Here is an 18821-nt window from a genome sequence, read left to right on the forward strand (position 1 = left end):
GAGCGCGAAAGATTTCATCGCAAAGCGATCACCCAATTCGCGGTTTCCGGAATTGGGAATCTTTAGTCGTATTGCGAAAAAAAACCGCTACAAAAGCATGTTGCGGTGCAGCAACTTCTTCAGCGACGAGTAGGGTCTTCCCTCTGTTCGCCGCCTCACCGCTTGTCGAAATACGGAATGAAAACGCCGTTGGCGGCCACGCCCACCTGCTTGACCCAGTCCAGCGAGAAGTGCTCGCCAAGGCGCTGGAGATCACGGCTGAACAGGAAGGACACCTGCTCGATCTTCATGCCGTTGCGCCGCAATTCGTCCATGGAGCGTGCTGCTGCGGCAGCGCTGTTCGCCCAACCGCGCAGTTCGGCGGCTGCAGCGGCGGCCTTCAGCGCATCGCGCGAAGGCGCCTCGAGGGCGCTCCAGGCCTTGTCGTTGACGAACACGAGGTTCTTGGGAAACCAGGCATTGATCTCGTAGAAGAAGCGCATGGATTGCCACACCCGGCTCTCCACGCCCGTGACGGCGGAGGTCATCATGCAGTCGATGCGGCCGTCCGCCAGCGCCTTGCCGAGTTCGGTGGCCGGCACGTCGACGGGCACCGCGCCCATCAGCGTCGCGATGCGCGCGGTGGTGGCGTTGTAGGCACGCATCCGCATGCCGCGCAGGTCGCTCATCGCGCCGAGCGGCTTGGTCGAGTACAGGCCCTGCGGCGGCCACGCCACGGCGTAGAGCACGCGCAGCCCGCGCTCGGCGAAGGCCTGTTCGATCAGCGGGCGCTGGATGCGCCAGAGCCGTTGCGCGTCGGCATAGCTGCTGGTGATGAACGGGACGGAATCGGCGCCGGCCAGCGGCACGTCGGCAGCAAGGCTGCTCATGATGGCTTCGCCGGCCTCGATCTTGCCGTCCTGCACCGCCGCGCGGATGGCGTTCAGCGCGAACAGCGAGTTCCCGGCGTGGATCTCGATGCGCAATTGCCCTGCAGTCGAGCGCTCGACCTCCTTCGCCATGGCCAGCAAATTAGCCGTGTGGAAGTTTTCCGACGGATAGCCGGTGGCCAGCCGCCACACCGTCGCCCCGGGAGCAGCAGATGCGGCGGAAGACAAGGCGCCCGCACCGCCCACCAGCAGTGCGAAGGTCCGGCGGGTGATGAGGTGCTGGCTCATGGCCTCAGCCAATGGTCGCGATGGCGGCGCCGGCCGCCACGTAGCCGCCCGCAGCGACCGAGAACACGATGCGTCCGGCGCGATGCGCGAGCACCTGCATTTCCATCTTCATCGCCTCCATCACGGCAATGACACTGCCCGCTGCGACCTCGTCGCCGTCAGCGACCTTCCAGCCCTGCACCGTGCCGGAGACCGGCGCGGCCACTGCAGCGGCGTCCACCACTGCTGCCGCTTCAACCGGTGCAGCGCCCGCGCCGCCAGCGGCCGCCGACAGCCCGCTCAGCAGCACGGCAGGCAGGCCCAGCGACATCCGCCGCCCATCCACCTCGATCGACGTGCGCAGCAGGGCCGCATCGGGCAACGGGTCCGGCCGCATAGCTGCGGCCTCGCCGTTCGCAAAGTCGGTCTCGATCCAGCGCGTGTGCACCTTGAAGGCATCGCCGGACACGAAGTCGGGGTGCGCCATCACGGCACGATGAAACGGCAGCACCGTGGGCAGGCCCTCGATGCGGAACTCCTTCAGCGCACGACGCGCCCGCGCAATGGCCTGCTCGCGCGTGGCGCCGGTGACGATGAGCTTGGCCATCAGCGAATCGAAGGTGCCCGGCACCTGCGAGCCGGCATCCACACCGGCATCGACACGCACGCCTGGGCCCGAAGGCGCATCGAACACCTTGACCGGCCCGGGCGAAGGCATGAAGCCGCGCCCCACGTCCTCTGCATTGATGCGGAATTCGAAGGCATGGCCGCGCGGCACCGGCGTCTGCCTGACCGACAAGGGCAGCCCCTCGGCAATGCGCAGCTGCTCGATCACGAGATCGATGCCCGTGGTTTCCTCGGTCACCGGATGCTCCACCTGCAGCCGCGTGTTCACTTCGAGAAAAGAGATCGCACCGCTCGCGCTCAGCATGAACTCGACCGTGCCGGCGCCCGTGTAGCCGGCTTCCGCGCAGATGTCGCGCGCCGACTGGTGAATGCGCTCGCGCTGCTCGTCGCTCAGGAAGGGCGCGGGCGCCTCTTCCACCAGCTTCTGGTTGCGCCGCTGCAGCGAGCAGTCGCGCGTGCCGAGCACCACAACGTTGCCGTGCGTGTCGGCCAGCACCTGCGCCTCGACGTGGCGCGGGCGGTCGAGGAACTGCTCGACATAGCACTCGCCGCGACCGAAGGCCGTTACCGCTTCGCGCACGGCCGATTCGTAGAGGCCTTCAACCTCGTCGAGCCGCCACGCCACCTTGATGCCGCGGCCACCGCCGCCGAACGCGGCCTTGATCGCAACCGGCAATCCGTGCTTCTCGGCGAAGGCAAGCACCTCGCCAGCGTTCTTCACCGGATCGGCCGTGCCCGCGACCAGCGGCGCGCCGACCTTCATCGCGAGCTTGCGGGCCTGCACCTTGTCGCCCAGCATCGCGATCGCGGCCGGTGACGGGCCGACCCACGTGAGGCCGGCGTCGATGACGGCCTGCGCGAACGCCGCACTCTCCGAGAGAAAGCCGTAGCCCGGGTGCACCGCGTCGGCGCCGCTGCGCGCGGCCACCGCCAGCAGCTTGCCGATGTTCAGGTAGGTGTCGGCGGGCTTGTTGCCATCGAGCCCATAGGCCTCGTCGGCCATGCGAACGTGCAGCGCATTCAAGTCGGCATCGGCATACACCGCGACCGATTGCACGCCGTGGTCGGCACAGGCGCGTGCGATGCGCACGGCAATTTCGCCGCGGTTGGCGATCAGGAGTTTTTTCATCGGGAGGCTCTCACGGTGCAAAGGTTTCGACGAAGCCGGCGTCGGCCATCGGCTTGAAGCGGACGCGCGCATTCACGGGAATCTGCCCCGCGCGGTCGAGGTGGTGGGTGGCGACAGAGGCGATCACGGGATAGCCGCCGGTCAGCGGATGGTCGGCCAGGAACAGCACGGGCTGGCCGCTGGGCGGCACCTGGATCGAGCCGCGCGCCGTGCCCTCGCTGGGCAGCTCTGCGTGATTGGCGCGTGCCAGCGGCACCTCGCCCGCGAGCCGGATGCCGACGCGGTTCGATTGCGGCGTGACCACCCACGGCTGGCTGCACAGAAGCTCGACCGCATCGGGCGTGAACCAGTCGGTACGCGGGCCGAACACGATGTCGAGCACGACTTCTTCCGGCACGGTGGGCAGGTCCGCCGGCGGCGATTCGGGCGCACCGACCACGGCGCCGGTGGCGACCGCACGCACGGGCAGCACGTCGCCCGTGGCAATGGCTGGCGGGCCGACGCGGGCCAGCGTGTCGGTCGAGAGACTGCCGAGCACGGGCGCGATGTCGAAGCCGCCGCGCACGGCGATGTAGCTGCGGATGCCGGCCTGCGGCTCGCCGAGCGCAAGCACGTCGCCATCGGCCAGCGCGATGGGCTGGTAGCGCGGCAGCGGCCACTTCGCGCCATCGGCACGGGTCAGCGTGACGGGGCCGTCCGCACCCGTGATCGCCACCACCGCGTCGCCACGGCACACCAGCTGGAAGCCGCCATAGGCAATCTCCACGCAGGCCATGTCCGATGCGTTGCCGACCAGCCGGTTGGCCGCCTGCAGCGAACGCTGGTCCATCGCGCCGGAGGCCGACACGCCCTGCCCGGCCTGGCCATGCCGGCCGCCGTCCTGCAGCAGTGCCTGCAGGCCCGCAGCGCGAATCTCGAAGGCGCAGCCGCCTTCCACAGCAGCCGGTTGCGAAGGCACAGGCGCCACGGTCACAGGCACAGCCTGCGGCAATCCGGTGACATCCACGAAGCGCACCGTGTCGCCCGGCTGCAGCAGCGCCGGCGTCTCGCGCGCCAGGTCCCACATCGGCGCATCGGTGATGCCGATGATCTGCCAGCCGCCAGGGCTGGCCTGCGGATAGACGCCGCTGAAGCTGCCCGCAAGGCCGACCGCGCCCGCCGGAATGCGCGTGCGCGGCACCGTGCGGCGCGGCACGTTCAAGCTCGGGTGCCCGCCCGAGAGATAAGCAAAGCCCGGCGCGAAGCCGGTGAAGGCGACGGTGTAGTCGCTGCCGGTGTGGCGGCGAACCACCTCCTCGGGCGCGATGCCCAGCAGACCGGCCACCTCGGCCAGGTCTTCGCCGTCGTAGCGCACGGGAATCTCGATGCGCTTGTCGATGCGCGTCTCGCGCGCGCCGAGGCTGCGCCCGCCGACCTGCCGCACCAGTTCATCGGCCGTGATGGCGGCCGGGCGGAAAGTGATCAGCAACGTGCGCGCCGCAGGCACCAGTTCTTCGACGCCCGCGATGGGTTCGGCGCGCAGCGAGGCCAGCAGCGCGAGGGTTTGCGGCAGGTCGTCGAGCTCGACCAGCACGGCGTTCAAATTGACCGGCAGGAAGCGCATCGTCATGCGGCTGAATCCACGAAAGAGCGGATCGTCACGCCTGCCTGTTCGAGCCGCGCGCGCACCTGCCGCGCCATCTCGACCGCGCCCGGGCTGTCGCCGTGCACGCAGACCGATTCGGCCTCGATGCGCACCGTGCTGCCGTCGATGGCCGTGACCGTGCCATCGGTGGCCAGCCGCAGCATGCGCGCGGCCACTTCGTCGGCGTCGTGCAGCACCGCGCCGGGTTCACGGCGCGACACCAGCGTGCCCTGCGGCGTGTAGGCGCGGTCGGCAAAGGCTTCGGGCACGGCGCGCAGGCCTTCGCCGCGCGCCCAGCCCAGCAGCGGCGAGCCCGCCAGCGCCACCAGGCACAGGCCGGGGTCGATCTCGCGGATGGCAGCGATCACGTCGCGCGCCTGGCGCTCGTCGTGGGCGATGGTGTTGTAGAGCGCGCCATGCGGCTTCACGTAGCGCACGGTGGTGCCGGCGGCGGCGGCAAGGCCTTTCAGCGCGCCGATCTGGTAGATGACGTCGGCGCGCAAGTCGGCGCTGTCGACGTCCATGTTGCGGCGCCCGAAGCCCACCAGGTCGCGGTAGGCCACGTGAGCGCCGACGGCAACGCCGCGCTCCTTCGCCTGGCGCAGCGTGCGCAGAATGCCGGCCGGGTCGCCCGCATGGAAGCCGCAGGCCACGTTGGCGCTGCTCACGAGAGAAAGCATGGCGGCGTCGTCGCCCATGCGCCAAACGCCAAGGCTCTCGCCGAGGTCGCTGTTCAAGTCGATGTTCATCGTCGGTCCCAGGGTCATCAATGCAGGCGGCCGGCGGTCTCGCGCACGTCGTCGCGCACGGTGAGCGCGGTGCGTATCGCCACGCGGAAGGCTTCGACCTGCGTGGCCAGCGCCATGCTGGCAACGCCCGGCTTGGAGGCCGCCTGCTCGGGCAGGTAGGGCACGTGGATGAATCCGCCGAGCGTGTGTGCGAGCGCCGGGCTCGTCGCGATGCGGTGCATCAGCGCGTAGAAGATGTGGTTGCACACGAAGGTGCCGGCGCTGTTCGACACCGCCGCAGGCAACCCCGCTGCGCGCATGTCGCGCACCATGGCCTTGATCGGCAGCGTCGAGAAGTAGGCCGACGGCCCACCCGCGACCACCTCGGTGTCGATGGGCTGGTAGCCCGCGTTGTCGGGAATGCGCGCGTCGTCGACGTTCAGCGCCGCGCGCTCCAGCGAGATCTCGGTGCGCCCGCCTGCCGCGCCGATGCACAGCACCAGCCGTGGGGGCGGCCCCACCAGCGCCTGGTCGAGCGTGTCGATGGCGCGGCCGAACACGCAGGGCAGCTGCACCGCCTGCACCACGGTGCCTTCGCAGGCCCAGCCGTCGAGCGAGCGCGCGATTTCCCACGCAGGGTTGACGGGATCGTTCTCGAAAGGCTCGAAGCCCGCGAGCAGCACGCGGGGCGCCGCGCCATCGGTGGTCTTCGTCATGCTCGGCGCCTCAGCGGAACATCAGGAAGTACATCAGGAAGATGTTGACCACCAGCAGCGCGGCCGCGGTCGGTATCTGCACCTTGATCACCGCGTTCTTGTCGGGCAGCTCCAGCAGCGCCGCCGGCACGATATTGAAGTTGGCCGCCATCGGCGTCATCAGCGTCCCGCAGTAGCCCGAGAACATGCCGATGGCCGCCATCACCGCCGGGTCGCCGTGGTACACGCCCACCAGCACCGGCACGCCGACGCCGCCCGTCATCACCGGGAAGGCCGCGAAGCCGTTGCCCATGATGATGGTGAACAGCGCCATGCCCAGCACATACACCGCAACGGCGACGAAGCGGATGTCCATGTTGATGTAGCTCGTGGTGATGTACGCCACGGCCTTGCCCACGCCCGCGTCGGAGAACACCAGGCCCAGCATGCCCAGCATCTGCGGCAGCACCACGGCCCAGCCCAGCGCGTCGGTCAGGCGGCGCGACTCGCGCATGCCCTGCACCGGCGTCTCGCGCGTCAGCCAGCAGGCCAGCGCCAGCGCCACCACGCAGCCCACGCCCAGGCTCACCAGCGTGGTGTTCTTGGGGTCGAGCAGGAAGGCGTCGCCGATCTTCACCTTGCTCATCAGCACGGTGCCGATCACCGTGACCAGCGGAATCGCCAGCGCCGGCATGAAGAGCTTGTTGCCCAGGCGCCTGGCGCTGGTTTCGTACTCGGCCGGCGTGGGCTCCTTGTGCTTGCCCGCGCCGACGCCGCGCAGGCCGGCAATGACGGCCATGCCGATGGCGCCCACGCCGACCCATGCGGGCGGCAGCTTGTCGCCGACCAGGAAGACCAGCGAATAGAGCCCCCAGAACAGCGCGCTGGTGTAGCGCTTGGGGTGCTGGCGGTCGGCCAGCGTCATGACCGCCGTGATCGCGAGGATCAGGCCGACCAGGATGTAGAGGTGCTGGATCGAGAGAATCATGATCAGCGGCCTTCCTGCGTGGCCGGAACGGCGGGCGCATCGGACGCCGGTGCGCCGCCCAGTTCACGTGCCAGCGACTGGTCGAGCCGGCGCAGGCGCCAGGCGTGGATGATGAAGGCGGCAATCGCGGTCGGGATGCCCCACAGCGCGATGTGCAGCGGCTCGACGTCGATGCCGGCCTCGTGCAGGAAGGTGCTCATCAGCACGATGGCGCCGAAGGCCACGAAGATGTCTTCGCCGAAGAACAGGCCCACGTTGTCGGTGGCCGCTGCATAGGCGCGCAGCTTGTGGCGGATGCGGTCGGGCAGCTTGCCGTAGCGGGTTTCGGTGGCGCCTTCGGCCATGGGAGCGAGCAGCGGGCGAACCATCTGCGGGTGGCCGCCCAGGCTGGTCAGGCCAACTGCCGCCGTGAGTTCGCGCGCCGCGAGGTAGACGATCAGCAGGCGCCCGGCGGTGGCCGACTTGATGCGGCTGATCCAGTTCTGCGCGTGCTGGCGCAGGCCGTGGCGCTCGAGCAGCCCGATCACCGCCAGCGGCAGAAGAATGATCAGCGGCAGGTTGCGGGTCTTGATGAACCCGGTGCCGATGGCCGTGAGGATCGCCATCGGGCCGAAGCCCGCGGCGATCGCCGTGGCGATGGCCGTGACGATCACCACCAGCATCGGATTGAAGCGCAGGATGAAGCCCGCAATGATCACGGCGACGCCGATCAGCGGCCACAGATGAGGGATGTCAGGAGTCATGTTGGTCTTTCGGTTCTGGATTCGGAGACACCTTGCGCGGGGGCGCCGGCAAGCCGCTTCTTGCAAACTGCGTGCCAATGAATGAGCAATTCAAATCATCTGAATCACTCATTTCTCATAAATTGTTGAACAATTTATACGAGTGTGCCCAACAACAGTGCTCGGTTGACCCCATGAAAACCCTGAGCGTGTCAACACTTGGTGCATCGGCCGGCGGCCGCGCGGGTGCCGTCCGGCGGGGAAAACCTGCTACAAACGCCCGGACTCCCCGCTCCTTCCACCCCCTTCCGGCATGACTCCACTGGCCTCCCCGACTTCACCCGCCTCGCCAGCCGCCGGCGCGCAGACGCTCAACGACAGGGTGGCGGAGCTCATCCGCCAGAAGATCGTGAAGGGCGAGTTCTCGCCGGGGCAGCGGCTGTCGGAGGCCGCGCTGGCCGACAGCTTCGAGATTTCGCGCAACACCCTGCGCGAGGTGTTCCGCACGCTGACCAAGGAAGGGCTGCTCAAGCACGCGCCGAACCGCGGCGTGTTCGTGGCGGTGCCGAGCATCGCGTCGATCATCGACATCTACCGGGTGCGCCGCCTCATCGAATGCCAGGCGCTGGCGCAGGCCTACCCGCGCCACCCGGCCAAGAAGCACATGCGCGAGGCGGTGGAAATGGCCCTGAAATGCCGCGACGCAGGCGACTGGCTGGGCGTGGGCACGGCCAACATGGAGTTCCACAAGGGCATCGTGGAGCTGGCCGACAGCGAGCGGCTGAACGTGCTGTTCGCGCACATCCTGGTCGAGCTTCGGCTGGCCTTCGGCCTGCTCAAGGACCCGGAGTTCCTGCACGCGCCCTACGTGGACATGAACACGAAGCTGCTCGAACTCATCGAGGCCGGCAAGTTCGCCGAGGGAGCGGTGGCGCTCAACGACTACCTCATTCACTCCGAGCGCATCGTGCTCGCGGTCTACGCGCGGCAGATGCCGGAAAGCGGCATCGACAACTAGGCAGCCGCCAGTTCGAGCTTCATGCCCTCGTGCGTGGCCTCGAACCCCAGGCGCTCGCGCGCTGCGCCGAGCACGTCGTCGGCCAGCATGGCGGTGATGGCGGGGAGATCGACCTGCACGGCCTTGCGTATCTTCAGAGGGGAATTCGTTGTCATGGCATTCGCCGCGGCTTTCTCGGGATGAGCTGAAATAATGGCAGCCCCTGCAACGCCCCGCCGACGGACCCGCCATGACCCTGTCTGCCTACCTGCTCTTCCTGCCGGCCTGCTTCGCCATCAACATGGCCTTCGGCCCCAACAACCTGCTGTCGGTGACCAACGGCGCAAAGCACGGCGTGTCGCCGGCGGTGATCGCGGCCAGCGGCCGGCTGGTGGCCTTCGCGATCATGATCGCCATCGCGGGGCTGGGCATGGGCGCGGTGCTGGTGGCGTCGGAGCTGGCCTTCGATGTCATCAAGTACATCGGCGCGGCGTATCTCGTGTGGATCGGCATCCGCCTGCTGCGCGCCCCGGCGCCGACGGCCGAGGTGCAGGCGCGCGACGCATCCGCGCCGCCCTCCATGCGCGCGCTGGCGCGGCAGGAGTTCACCGTGGCGGCGGGCAACCCGAAGGCCATCCTGGTGTTCACCGCTTTCTTTCCGCAGTTCGTGGTGCCGGGCGCCTACGCCTCCAGCTACATGCTGCTGGGCGTGACCTTCCTGGTGTTCGAGCTGGTCGCGATCGCGCTCTACGCGATGCTCGGTGCGCGCATGCGCCGGCTGGCCGATGGCAGCCGTGCGATGCGCTGGTTCAACCGGGTGAGCGGCAGCATGATGGTCGGCTTCGGCCTCATCCTGGCCTTCACGCGCCGTCCTGCAGCCTGATCTTCCTCAGGCCTTCAGGTACTCGGCCTTGGTGCCGAGCCAGCGGTCGATGTGGCGCTGGGCCAGGTCGGGATGCTTGCGGAGCATGACCGGCGCGAGCTCACGGGCCCAGTCGAGCAGCAGCGTGTCGGTCGTGAGGTCGGCAAAGCGCAGCAGCGGTGCGCCCGACTGCCGCGCGCCAAGGAACTCGCCGGGCCCTCGAATCTCCAGATCGCGCCGGGCGATCTCGAAGCCGTCGCTGGTCTCGGCCATCGCCTTGAGCCGCGCACGCGCCGCCTCGCCGACGCGGCCGCTGTCGCCCGGCGCATAGAGCAGCACGCAGGCCGAGGCCGCCGCGCCGCGCCCCACGCGGCCGCGCAGCTGGTGCAGCTGCGAGAGGCCGAAGCGCTCAGCGTGCTCGATCACCATCAGCGAGGCATTCGGCACGTCGACGCCCACTTCGATCACGGTCGTGCTCACCAGCACCTGGATTTCATTGGCGGTGAATGCGGCCATCACGGCCTGCTTCTCGGCCGTGGGCATGCGCGAATGCAGCAGGCCGACCTGAATGGGATCGCCCAGCGTCTCGGCCAGTTCGTCGCGCGTTTCGGTCGCGTTGCGCAGGTCGACCGCTTCGCTCTCCTCGATCAGCGGACACACCCAGTACACCTGCCGGCCCTGCGCGATCTGCGCATGGATGCGGTCGATGACTTCATCGCGCCGGTGGTCGGCCACCAGCTTGGTGACGATGGGCGTGCGGCCAGGCGGAAGCTCGTCCAGCGTCGACACGTCGAGGTCGGCGTAGTAGCTCATCGCGAGCGTGCGGGGGATGGGCGTGGCGCTCATCATCAACAGATGCGGCTCCAGGTGCCCGCCGGCCTTGCCGCGCAAGGCCAGGCGCTGCGCCACGCCGAAGCGATGCTGCTCGTCGATGATGGCCAGCGCGAGGTTCTTGAAACGCACCTTCTCCGAGATGACCGCGTGGGTGCCGATGACCAGCGCCGCCTCGCCGCTTTCGACGGCGGCCGACATCCCATCGCGCTCCTTTTTCTTCTGGCTGCCCGTGAGCCACGCCACGCGCAGGCCGCGCTCGGCCAGCAACGGATCGAGCCAGCCGACCAGCTTGCCGAAATGCTGCGCCGCGAGGATTTCGGTGGGGGCCATCAGCGCGCACTGGAAACCCGCGTCGATGCAGCGCGCCGCCGCGAGCGCCGCCACCACGGTCTTGCCCGAGCCCACGTCGCCCTGCAGCAGGCGGTGCATCGGGATCTCGCGCCCCAGGTCGCGCGTGATCTCTTCGCCCACGCGCTGCTGCGCGCCGGTAAGGCCGAAGGGCAGCACCGCGAGCAGCTGCGCGTGCAGCGAAGTCGCGACCGGCTCGGCAGGCGCGGGCAGCACCGGCGCACGCTGCGCCGCGCGCTCCAGCCGGGCCTGCAGCTGCGACAGCTGCTGCGCGAGCAGTTCCTCGGCCTTGATGCGCTGCCAGGCCGGATGGCTGTGGTCTTCGAGCGTGGCCATCGCCACGTCGGGCGTCGGGTAGTGCAGAAAGCTCAGCGAGGCGCGCAGGTCCCACGCACCGCGCAGGCCGATCTGCACGGGAATCGTCTCGTCGAGCACCGCGCGGGCAAGGCCCGAACGCACCTCGCGCCGCAGCACAGGCTGCGCCAGCCCGGCCACGGTCGAATACACCGGCGTGAGCGCATTCGGCAGCGCGGTGCCGGCCGCCTTCACGGTCGGATGCATCATCTGCCGCCCCACGAAACCGCCGCGCATCTCGCCTCGCACGCGCACCCGCGCGCCGATCGCCAGCTGCTTTTGCTGCGAGGGATAGAAGTTGAAGAAGCGCAGCTGGCACGTGTCGCTGCCGTCGTCGATGGTCGCCAGCAACTGGCGGCGCGGGCGGTACACCACCTCGCATTCGGTGACGACGCCTTCGACCTGCGCCATGTCGCCGTCACGCGTGTCGGCGAGCCGCACGATGCGCGTCTCGTCCTCGTAGCGCATCGGCAGGTAGAGCGCAAAGTCGATGTCGCGCACGAGGCCGAGCTTGCGCAGCGCGCGCTGCACGAGGCTCAGGCCCGAACCTGGTGCCGCCGGTGCCGCAGGCGCGGCTGCGGTCTTTTCGGGCGGTTCGGGCTTGGACGCGGCGGGCATGGGACAATTCTGCCCGGCTCCCGCCCTGTTTTTCTTTTCCCCATGCCTCCTTGGCACGGGCCCGTCCGGCCCTCAAGCACCATGCGCGCCTTCACGCTCTCCGATTTCGATTTCGCATTGCCACCCGATCTGGTGGCGCAACACCCGGCCACCGAACGCACATCCTCCCGTCTGCTCGACGGCACAGGGCCCGCACCGGTCGACCGTATCTTCAAGCACCTGCCTTCGCTGCTGCGCGCGGGCGACCTGCTGGTCTTCAACGACACGCGCGTGGTCAAGGCGCGCCTGTTCGGCGAGAAGCCGACCGGCGGCAAGCTCGAACTGCTGGTCGAGCGCGTGCTGCAGGGCCACGAGGTGGTCGCGCATATGAAGGTCAGCAAGAAGCCTCCGGTCGGCACCACGCTGCAGATGGTCGGCGGCTTTCGCGCCACGCTGCTCGGCCGCTGGCCCGATGAGCAGGGTGCGCTGTTCCGCTTCGGCTTCGAGAGCGACGCGGGCGAAGACCCGTACGCGCTGATGGCCCGCTGCGGCCACGTGCCGCTGCCGCCCTACATCACGCATACAGATTCGGCCGACGACGAAAGCCGCTACCAGACCGTGTTCGCGCGCGTGCCCGGCGCGGTGGCGGCACCCACGGCCGCGCTGCATTTCGACGAAGGACTGCTGGCCGAGCTCGAAGCGCGAGGCGTGCAGCGCGCCAACGTCACGCTGCACGTGGGCGCCGGCACCTTCCAGCCGGTGAAGACCGAGAACATCGCCGAACACACGATGCACGCCGAGCGCTACGAGGTTCCCGAGGCCACGCAGCGCGCCATTGCCGAGTGCAAGGCGCGGGGCGGACGCATCGTCGCGGTCGGCACGACCACCGTGCGCACGCTCGAGTCGTGGGCCAAGAGCGGCGAGGCCACGGGCGACACGCGCATCTTCATCACGCCGGGCTTCGCCTTCGAGCACGTCGACCTGCTGGTGACGAACTTCCATTTGCCCAAGAGCACGCTGATGATGCTGGTCTCGGCCTTCGCGGGCTACGAGCGCGTGATGGCGCTGTATGCCCACGCCATCGCCCATCAATACCGCTTCTTCAGCTACGGCGACGCCATGCTGCTCGCACGGACCAAGGACTGAATGACATGCTGAACTTCGAACTCCTCAAGACCGACCCCGACAGCCACGCGCGCCGCGCCACGCTCACGCTCAACCACGGCAAGGTGCAAACGCCGATCTTCATGCCCGTGGGCACGTATGGCACCGTCAAGGGCGTGATGCCGCGCAGCCTGGAAGAGATGGGCGCGCAGATCATCCTGGGCAACACCTTCCACCTGTGGATGCGCCCCGGCCTCGACGTGATGGCGAGCTTCGGCGGGCTGCACCAGTTCGAGAAGTGGGACAAGCCCATCCTCACCGACTCGGGCGGCTTCCAGGTGTGGTCGCTGGGCGCAATGCGCAAGATCAGCGAAGAGGGCGTGAAGTTCGCGTCGCCCGTCAATGGCGACAAGCTGTTCCTCACGCCCGAGGTCTCGATGCAGATCCAGACCATCCTCAACAGCGACATCGTGATGCAGTTCGACGAGTGCACACCCTACGACACCAAGGGCCACATCACGACCGAGGCCGAGGCGCGCATCTCGATGGAGCTGAGCCTGCGCTGGGCCAAGCGCTGCCAGAGCGAGTTCGCGCGGCTCGAGAACCCGAACGCGCTGTTCGGCATCGTGCAGGGCGGCATGTTCGAGAACCTGCGCGAAGAGTCGCTGGCCGCGCTGGTCGACATGGACTTTCCTGGCTATGCCATCGGCGGCGTGAGCGTGGGCGAGCCCAAGGAAGAGATGCTGCACATCATGGGCCACACGCCGCACCGGCTGCCCGCGAACAAGCCGCGCTACCTGATGGGCGTGGGCACGCCCGAAGACCTGGTGCAGGGCGTGGCCGACGGCGTCGACATGTTCGACTGCGTGATGCCCACGCGCAATGCGCGCAACGGCACGCTCTTCACCCGCTTCGGCGACCTGAAGATGCGCAACGCGCGCCACAAGAGCGACCCGCAGCCGATCGACCCGAGCTGCACCTGCCACGCCTGCGCGGGCACCTCGGGCGTGAGCTGGAACGACGGCGGGCGCGAGGGCTTCAGCCGCGCCTACCTGCATCACCTGGACCGCTGCGGCGAGATGCTGGGGCCGATGCTCACGACCATCCACAACCTGCACTATTACCTGAACCTGATGAGCGAGATCCGCGAGTCGCTGGACGCGGGCACGTTCACGGAGTTTCGCGCGCGCTTCAAGTCGGAGCGCGCACGCGGCGTCTGACGCCCAGGGCTGCCGGCCGCTACTTCAAGGGCTGAATCGGTAGCGGCGTCGCATAGGGCTCGATGCGCAGCAGCTCGTTCTTGAAGACGACGATCTGCTTGAGCGGCGCCTGCACCAGCGCACCGCTCGCATCCTTGTGCGAGGCGTACTGCCAGAGCGTGAGCTGACCCTTCGCCGCGAGCTGTGCGGCCAGCCGCTCCACGGCGGGGTTGGAACCCGCGCCGAGCTGCGCCGCATCGACGCCCACGACGACCTCGTCGCGCGGTGACACCACCTTGAAGAGCTGCACGGGCGCTGCCGGCGCCTGGGCGCGAACTGAGCGCACCGCCAGGGCGGCAGGGAGAAGCGAGAGCGCAAGGAGGGCGCGGCGGGGAAAGGTCTTCGTCATGCGGGCAAGCCTAGTCACACAGGCCCGCGCTGCCCATTCGCCGTAAGCCATACACCGGCCGGCGGCCCCGCGCCCGGCAGGGGCACATGCATCCGGTACGCTTGCCGCCTCTCCTTACCGCTGTTGCTGCATTCACATGACCAACGCATCACAACTTTCGCCCTACACCGCCCGCTATCCCTCGCTGGCCGGGCGCACCGTGTTCATCTCCGGCGGCGCCAGCGGCATCGGCGAATCGCTGGTGCGGGCCTTTCACGCGCAGGGCGCGAAGGTCGGTTTCTGCGACCTCGATGCGGCTGCCGGCAACGCGCTCGCAGCCCAGCTGCAAGGCGAGCACCCGGCGCTGTTCGTGCCGTGCGATGTGACCGATACAGTCGCGCTCGCCGCCGCCATCGACGCAGTGCGCCAGCGCTTCAGCCCGATCGCCGTGCTGCTGAACAACGCGGCCAACGACCGCCGCCACGAGATGGCCGACGTGACCAGCGACGACTTCGACCGCCTCGTGGCCGTCAACTTCAAGCACCAGTTCTTCGCGGCGCAGGCTGTGGCCGACGACATGCGCGCGCTGGGCGGCGGCTCGATCGTCAACTTCGGCTCCATCAGCTGGATGATCAAGGGCAAGGGCTACCCGGTGTACCAGGCCTGCAAGGCGGCGGCGCGCGGCCTCACGCGCTCGCTGGCGCGCGACCTGGGCAAGCAGAGCATTCGCGTGAATTCGATCGTGCCGGGCTGGGTGATGACCGAGCGGCAGATCAAGCTGTGGGTCAAGCCCGAATCGGGCGCGGAGATCGATGCGGCGCAATGCCTGCCGGGCCGCGTGATGGCTGAGGACATTGCGGCGATGGCGCTGTTCCTGGCGGCGGACGATTCGCGCATGTGCACAGCGCAGGACTATGTGGTCGATGCAGGCTGGACCTGAAGCCTTTCTTCGCCTTCTCCCCCAAGCAAAAAGCCCGGCATGCCGGGCTTTTTTGTTTGCACTGCGAGCGGATCAGTCGCGCAGTTCGGCAGGGACCTTGCCACCGTTCGCGGCCAGCTTGGTCATCACCTGGCGATGCAGCCAGATGTTCATCTTGGCGCTGTCGCTGGTGTCCGAGCCGTAGCTCAGCTCGGCGGCCAGCTGCTTGCGTGCGTCGAGGCTGCTGTCCAGGCCCAGGAGCTTCATCAGGTCGACGATGGAGGTGCGCCAGTTCAGGCTGCTCGCGCCGGGCATGCCGTCGAGCAGGGCCTCGACGTCCACCACGGTGATGGCGGGCGGCGGCGCCGCTGCGGCGGGGGCGCCTGCGGGTGCGTCGGGGGCCGGCGCAGCAGGTGCGGGCGCGGCGTTTGCGGACGGGAAAATCTTGGAAAGGATGCTGCCGAAAATGCTCATGCTGGTGCTCCGTCGAAGGGGTTGGCTGGAAGTCTGCGGCAACGTTTGTGTCGCAGTCGGCGGTTGTAGCACGACCGTGCGGCATACCAGCTACACGGTGTGTCGATCGGACCGCCTCCTGTGACCGAATTCGCAGACTACGCGGCAGGTGACGCAATGGGCGGCAGAACGCGCGGCGCGGCCGAGGTGCCGCAGGCATGGCAGAACTTCGAGAACGCGCTCTTGCGCGTCTCGCAATTGCCGCAGTGGTCGAACAGGCCGATGCCGCAGTGCGGGCAGAAGTCGATCTCGTTGTTCTTCAGGTCCACCGGCCGCTCGCAGCCGGGGCACACGCTCTTGCCCAGGCGCGCAAGTGCGGTGTCGTAGCTGAGCTCTTCGCGCCGCACCTGGTCGGGCTGCTGCTCGGCCAGCTTCTGCCGCGCCAGGTAGCGGTTGAGCGCGACGATGGCATAGCGCCCCACCAGCACCGTGAGCACGATGCCCACCACGTAGCGCACGTAGCCGCCATAGCTCGGCAGATAGGGCACCAGCTCGACGAAGAAAGCGAAAAGCGCGAAGAAGATGAAGCCCCACACGAACGGCCAGTAGGTGCTCTTGCGCTTCTTCACGAACAGCCAGCCGGCCACCAGCAGCAACGGCAGCGTGAGCGCCAGCCGGTAGGCGAACACGCGCAGCTCGATGCGGCGGTATTCGGCGTCGAGCTTGATCTGCGCGTCGCGCTCCAGGTCGGAAAGCGCCGTGCGGGCGCGCTGCTCGGCCTGGCGCGCATCGAGCGTGATCTGCTGCTGCGCGTTGACCTTGCGCTGCAGCTCGTCTTCCTTCTGCTTGAAGGCGTCGAGCGTCTTGGTGCGCGCGATGAGCTCGGTGTCCTGGTCGGGCTGCGCGGTGGCGCGGCGCGTGGCGATCCAGTTGCCGAAGGTTTCGCGTGCATTGGCGCTGGCCTGCTGCGCGGCGTTGAGTTGCAGGCGGATCTGGTCGAGGTCGCGCGCGGCCTGCAGCTCCGCGGCTTCCGAGGCCTTGATGGTGGCGCGCAGCGGCTCGGCCCTGGGCTTGTCGATGAAGTCGTCGAGCTGGCGCACGCGCTCCACTTGCGGCAGGTCACTCACGACGGTGCTGCCGAGCCCGATGAGGAAGCTCGCGAACACCAGCGCCACCAGCCAGAGGCCGCGGCGGAACCATTTTTCGGAAAGGCGCAGGGATTTGCTCATGTTGTTTTCTCCTTCTTGTCTTTCTTCATTGAAGCCTGAGTGTCACCGGCGCCGCACCCAGCCCCGCACGCGGCAGCCACGCGAACACCGAATCGACCGTCACCGTCTCGATGCGGTCCGAGAACCGCTTGTCGTTCGGATGATCGTCGAAGGCCACGTTGGCCGAGCCTACGCGCCCGCCCAGCCGGGTGAGCGGCCCGAGCTTCAGCGTGGTCGGCTCGTAGCCCTTGAACTGCATCCAGGCCTGCGCCTGCGCGCGGCTGTTGATGGTGGCGGGCTCCATGGCGGCGGCCAGCGTCTCCACTGCCCACTGGTTCGACTGCTGGTACTTCTGACCCCAGACGTAGCTCACGATGCTGTAGGGCGCGGTGTGCAGCCGCACGATGCGCGCGGGCGATTCGTTCAGCGCGGCCAGCAGATGCGTCTGCACGTCGGGCGTGGGCACGACCCAGGCCGCCTCGTAGCGCCACGGGTCGTCGAGGAAGAACTCGCCCAGCCCCTGGCGGTAGACGGCGGCCACCGCGGTGCCGCACTGGTTGAGCTTGTGCACCACGCGCCACGGGCCGGCATCGGTCTTGTAGGCGAAGCCCAGGTGCGAATAGCGCAGGCCGTACTTGCTCAGGTCCTGCCCGGCACGCGCGAGGATCACGACGCGCGCGCCGCTGGCGTCGAGCGCCTGCGAGGTGCGCTCGGCCATCTGCATGCCCTTGACGATCACGTCGGGCGTCGGCTTGACCTGCTCGCACGAGCGGCCGGCCTGCGCCTGCATCGGCAGCAAGGCCATCGCGGCAAAGACGACGATGGTGGCGAACCCGCAGAACACGGGCAGCGCGCCGCGCTTCATGACAGCCTCTCGTTGTAGAGCAGCGCGCGGCCGATGGCGTTGGGCACGAAGGCCAGCACCTCGCCGGCGGCCGACAGCACGACGCCCGTGCCGATCACGCTGACGACGACGCTGGTGCCCACCGCATTCGACAGGCCGTTGGCCGCGCGCCCCGCCACCTTGATGCTGGCACGCGCGCCGTCCGAGGCGCGTTCGAGTACGTACACCGTGCCATCGGCAGAGGCTTCGACCGCGACCACGGTGAGCGTAGAGCCGGCAACCGACAGCGCGGCAGGCAGCGCAACCGCCGTGGTGGCAGAAGCCCCGACGGCGGAGGCGGTAACCACCACCGATGCCACAGGCATCAAAGAGAGAGCAACCGAGGCTTCGCTCTGCGCCTGGGCAAGCAGGGGAACCGTGACGCCGGCGAAGGCGGTGCAGGCAGCGACGAGGACAGCGGCAATCGACTTTTTCATGATGGGCTTTCGTTGATCGGACACGGGTTATTCGGCAGAGGAAGCAGCGGCTTCGGCGCGGGCCATGCGGCGGCCCTGCATGCGGGCTTCGGCCATGTCGGCCTCATGGCGGTCGCGCAGCGTCTTGGCCAGCGTGAAGGCCGAGCTGATGAGGAACAGCCAGCTCACGCCCAGGAAGGCCTTGTAAGCCTCGTTGATCTCCATGCGCACGAGGCCCCAGCCGGTCAGGCCCATCGCGGTGAAGAAGCTGCCCCAGACGACCAGCTTCCACATCGGCACGTCACGGCCCGCATCGGCGCCGCGCTCGGCGGCCTGCTGGCTGTCGCGGACGAACTTGGCCAGCATGAAGGCGGTGCTCAGGCAGAACACGTAGCCCATCACCATGAACGCCCGGTCCAGCGCCTCCCCTGGCAGCCAGCTCAGCCCGGTGGCGCACAGGAAGACGGCGATCGCGAACGAAGCCCAGGCCTGGAACTGCCAGGCCCGCGTGTCGCGCTGGATGAAAACGGTCGAGGTGGATGAGAGGGGTTGCATGTGTGCCTCGCGGCGTAGTGAAGGTGAGCGAATGATGGTTCGCCCCCGCACCGCG

The 18821-nt window shown here is 68.3% G+C and carries 20 protein-coding genes; 5 read left to right on the plus strand and 15 right to left on the minus strand.

Annotated features, from left to right (window positions below):
• Window positions 1-155: 155 nt before the first annotated feature.
• Genes AC07O3_RS06340 through AC07O3_RS06370 form a run of 7 tightly spaced genes read right to left on the minus strand, consistent with a single transcriptional unit; the run spans window position 156 to window position 7670 of the window.
• On the minus strand, window positions 156-1157 hold the full coding sequence (locus AC07O3_RS06340) for a TRAP transporter substrate-binding protein (protein WP_495338857.1): 1002 nt from the start codon (window positions 1155-1157) through the stop codon (window positions 156-158).
• A 4-nt stretch (window positions 1158-1161) separates the two neighbouring features.
• Entirely contained in the window at window positions 1162-2892 is a 1731-nt protein-coding gene (locus AC07O3_RS06345) for an acetyl/propionyl/methylcrotonyl-CoA carboxylase subunit alpha (RefSeq protein ID WP_495338858.1), read from the minus strand.
• 10 nt (window positions 2893-2902) lie between these two features.
• Window positions 2903-4495, minus strand: coding sequence for a 5-oxoprolinase subunit B/C family protein (locus AC07O3_RS06350; RefSeq protein WP_495339005.1), 1593 nt, complete (start codon window positions 4493-4495; stop codon window positions 2903-2905).
• 2 nt (window positions 4496-4497) lie between these two features.
• Window positions 4498-5265, minus strand: coding sequence for a LamB/YcsF family protein (locus tag AC07O3_RS06355; protein ID WP_495338859.1), 768 nt, complete (start codon window positions 5263-5265; stop codon window positions 4498-4500).
• 17 nt (window positions 5266-5282) lie between these two features.
• Window positions 5283-5960, minus strand: a complete 678-nt coding sequence (pcp, locus tag AC07O3_RS06360) for a pyroglutamyl-peptidase I (protein WP_495338860.1) — start codon at window positions 5958-5960, stop codon at window positions 5283-5285.
• 10 nt (window positions 5961-5970) lie between these two features.
• The gene (locus AC07O3_RS06365; RefSeq protein WP_093055462.1) at window positions 5971-6927 is read right to left on the minus strand and encodes a DUF979 domain-containing protein; all 957 of its coding nucleotides are present in this window, start codon (window positions 6925-6927) and stop codon (window positions 5971-5973) included.
• A 2-nt stretch (window positions 6928-6929) separates the two neighbouring features.
• On the minus strand, window positions 6930-7670 hold the full coding sequence (locus AC07O3_RS06370; protein WP_093055460.1) for a DUF969 domain-containing protein: 741 nt from the start codon (window positions 7668-7670) through the stop codon (window positions 6930-6932).
• Between the two features lie 292 nt (window positions 7671-7962).
• Between AC07O3_RS06370 and AC07O3_RS06375 the strand changes: the two genes are divergently transcribed.
• Window positions 7963-8667 carry a GntR family transcriptional regulator gene (locus AC07O3_RS06375; RefSeq protein ID WP_354336702.1) on the plus strand — a complete coding sequence of 235 codons (705 nt, stop codon included), beginning with the start codon at window positions 7963-7965 and terminating at the stop codon, window positions 8665-8667.
• Here AC07O3_RS06375 and AC07O3_RS06380 read toward each other — a convergent pair.
• Window positions 8664-8822, minus strand: coding sequence for a hypothetical protein (locus AC07O3_RS06380; RefSeq protein WP_218137500.1), 159 nt, complete (start codon window positions 8820-8822; stop codon window positions 8664-8666). The genes AC07O3_RS06375 and AC07O3_RS06380 overlap by 4 nt on opposite strands.
• A 74-nt stretch (window positions 8823-8896) precedes the next feature.
• On the opposite strand from AC07O3_RS06380, the gene AC07O3_RS06385 reads away from it, so the two are divergent.
• Window positions 8897-9529 (plus strand): LysE family translocator, encoded by a 633-nt coding sequence (locus tag AC07O3_RS06385; RefSeq protein ID WP_093174258.1) that lies wholly within the window; start codon window positions 8897-8899, stop codon window positions 9527-9529.
• A gap of 6 nt (window positions 9530-9535) precedes the next feature.
• Here AC07O3_RS06385 and recG read toward each other — a convergent pair whose 3' ends face one another.
• Window positions 9536-11662 (minus strand): ATP-dependent DNA helicase RecG, encoded by a 2127-nt coding sequence (gene recG, locus AC07O3_RS06390; RefSeq protein ID WP_093174260.1) that lies wholly within the window; start codon window positions 11660-11662, stop codon window positions 9536-9538.
• Between the two features lie 81 nt (window positions 11663-11743).
• Here recG and queA point away from each other — a divergent pair, with 81 nt between their 5' ends.
• Window positions 11744-12787, plus strand: a complete 1044-nt coding sequence (queA, locus tag AC07O3_RS06395) for a tRNA preQ1(34) S-adenosylmethionine ribosyltransferase-isomerase QueA (protein ID WP_354336696.1) — start codon at window positions 11744-11746, stop codon at window positions 12785-12787.
• Window positions 12788-12792: 5 nt separating this feature from the next.
• Window positions 12793-13965 (plus strand): tRNA guanosine(34) transglycosylase Tgt, encoded by a 1173-nt coding sequence (gene tgt, locus AC07O3_RS06400; RefSeq protein ID WP_495338861.1) that lies wholly within the window; start codon window positions 12793-12795, stop codon window positions 13963-13965.
• Window positions 13966-13984: 19 nt separating this feature from the next.
• Here the strand turns inward: tgt and AC07O3_RS06405 are convergent, their stop codons facing one another.
• Window positions 13985-14353, minus strand: coding sequence for a hypothetical protein (locus tag AC07O3_RS06405; RefSeq protein WP_256329066.1), 369 nt, complete (start codon window positions 14351-14353; stop codon window positions 13985-13987).
• A gap of 136 nt (window positions 14354-14489) precedes the next feature.
• Between AC07O3_RS06405 and AC07O3_RS06410 the strand changes: the two genes are divergently transcribed.
• Entirely contained in the window at window positions 14490-15272 is a 783-nt protein-coding gene (locus AC07O3_RS06410; protein WP_495338862.1) for an SDR family NAD(P)-dependent oxidoreductase, read from the plus strand.
• Window positions 15273-15344: 72 nt separating this feature from the next.
• Here AC07O3_RS06410 and AC07O3_RS06415 read toward each other — a convergent pair whose 3' ends face one another.
• The 5 genes from AC07O3_RS06415 to AC07O3_RS06435 all read right to left on the minus strand — a co-directional run bounded on the left by AC07O3_RS06415 (window position 15345) and on the right by AC07O3_RS06435 (window position 18766).
• Entirely contained in the window at window positions 15345-15725 is a 381-nt protein-coding gene (locus tag AC07O3_RS06415; RefSeq protein WP_093055446.1) for a DUF3597 domain-containing protein, read from the minus strand.
• A 137-nt stretch (window positions 15726-15862) separates the two neighbouring features.
• Window positions 15863-16933: a serine endopeptidase gene (locus AC07O3_RS06420; RefSeq protein ID WP_495338863.1), complete on the minus strand. Its 1071-nt coding sequence runs from the start codon at window positions 16931-16933 to the stop codon at window positions 15863-15865.
• A gap of 25 nt (window positions 16934-16958) precedes the next feature.
• A complete protein-coding gene (locus tag AC07O3_RS06425; protein ID WP_495338864.1) occupies window positions 16959-17777 on the minus strand; it encodes a DUF2145 domain-containing protein in 819 nt (272 codons plus the stop codon).
• Entirely contained in the window at window positions 17774-18232 is a 459-nt protein-coding gene (locus AC07O3_RS06430) for a hypothetical protein (protein WP_495338865.1), read from the minus strand. Before AC07O3_RS06430 ends, AC07O3_RS06425 begins: the two co-directional genes overlap by 4 nt.
• Before the next feature lie 27 nt (window positions 18233-18259).
• Window positions 18260-18766 carry a YiaA/YiaB family inner membrane protein gene (locus AC07O3_RS06435; protein WP_093076174.1) on the minus strand — a complete coding sequence of 169 codons (507 nt, stop codon included), beginning with the start codon at window positions 18764-18766 and terminating at the stop codon, window positions 18260-18262.
• Between the last annotated feature and the right edge of the window lie 55 nt (window positions 18767-18821).

This window comes from Variovorax sp. GW821-FHT09D05 (assembly GCF_059416325.1).

What these genes read in the sequence shown, in the direction of transcription:
- AC07O3_RS06425 (WP_495338864.1), bottom strand. Translation starts at nt 17,777, where the DNA reads ATGAAGCGCGGCGCGCTGCCCGTGTTCTGCGGGTTCGCCACCATCGTC.
- AC07O3_RS06380 (WP_218137500.1), bottom strand. Translation starts at nt 8,822, where the DNA reads ATGACAACGAATTCCCCTCTGAAGATACGCAAGGCCGTGCAGGTCGAT.
- pcp (WP_495338860.1), bottom strand. Translation starts at nt 5,960, where the DNA reads ATGACGAAGACCACCGATGGCGCGGCGCCCCGCGTGCTGCTCGCGGGC.
- AC07O3_RS06365 (WP_093055462.1), bottom strand. Translation starts at nt 6,927, where the DNA reads ATGATTCTCTCGATCCAGCACCTCTACATCCTGGTCGGCCTGATCCTC.
- AC07O3_RS06385 (WP_093174258.1), top strand. Translation starts at nt 8,897, where the DNA reads ATGACCCTGTCTGCCTACCTGCTCTTCCTGCCGGCCTGCTTCGCCATC.
- AC07O3_RS06340 (WP_495338857.1), bottom strand. Translation starts at nt 1,157, where the DNA reads ATGAGCCAGCACCTCATCACCCGCCGGACCTTCGCACTGCTGGTGGGC.
- AC07O3_RS06430 (WP_495338865.1), bottom strand. Translation starts at nt 18,232, where the DNA reads ATGAAAAAGTCGATTGCCGCTGTCCTCGTCGCTGCCTGCACCGCCTTC.
- AC07O3_RS06375 (WP_354336702.1), top strand. Translation starts at nt 7,963, where the DNA reads ATGACTCCACTGGCCTCCCCGACTTCACCCGCCTCGCCAGCCGCCGGC.
- queA (WP_354336696.1), top strand. Translation starts at nt 11,744, where the DNA reads ATGCGCGCCTTCACGCTCTCCGATTTCGATTTCGCATTGCCACCCGAT.
- tgt (WP_495338861.1), top strand. Translation starts at nt 12,793, where the DNA reads ATGCTGAACTTCGAACTCCTCAAGACCGACCCCGACAGCCACGCGCGC.
- AC07O3_RS06345 (WP_495338858.1), bottom strand. Translation starts at nt 2,892, where the DNA reads ATGAAAAAACTCCTGATCGCCAACCGCGGCGAAATTGCCGTGCGCATC.
- AC07O3_RS06415 (WP_093055446.1), bottom strand. Translation starts at nt 15,725, where the DNA reads ATGAGCATTTTCGGCAGCATCCTTTCCAAGATTTTCCCGTCCGCAAAC.
- AC07O3_RS06420 (WP_495338863.1), bottom strand. Translation starts at nt 16,933, where the DNA reads ATGAGCAAATCCCTGCGCCTTTCCGAAAAATGGTTCCGCCGCGGCCTC.
- AC07O3_RS06405 (WP_256329066.1), bottom strand. Translation starts at nt 14,353, where the DNA reads ATGACGAAGACCTTTCCCCGCCGCGCCCTCCTTGCGCTCTCGCTTCTC.
- AC07O3_RS06370 (WP_093055460.1), bottom strand. Translation starts at nt 7,670, where the DNA reads ATGACTCCTGACATCCCTCATCTGTGGCCGCTGATCGGCGTCGCCGTG.
- AC07O3_RS06435 (WP_093076174.1), bottom strand. Translation starts at nt 18,766, where the DNA reads ATGCAACCCCTCTCATCCACCTCGACCGTTTTCATCCAGCGCGACACG.
- AC07O3_RS06355 (WP_495338859.1), bottom strand. Translation starts at nt 5,265, where the DNA reads ATGAACATCGACTTGAACAGCGACCTCGGCGAGAGCCTTGGCGTTTGG.
- AC07O3_RS06350 (WP_495339005.1), bottom strand. Translation starts at nt 4,495, where the DNA reads ATGCGCTTCCTGCCGGTCAATTTGAACGCCGTGCTGGTCGAGCTCGAC.
- AC07O3_RS06410 (WP_495338862.1), top strand. Translation starts at nt 14,490, where the DNA reads ATGACCAACGCATCACAACTTTCGCCCTACACCGCCCGCTATCCCTCG.
- recG (WP_093174260.1), bottom strand. Translation starts at nt 11,662, where the DNA reads ATGCCCGCCGCGTCCAAGCCCGAACCGCCCGAAAAGACCGCAGCCGCG.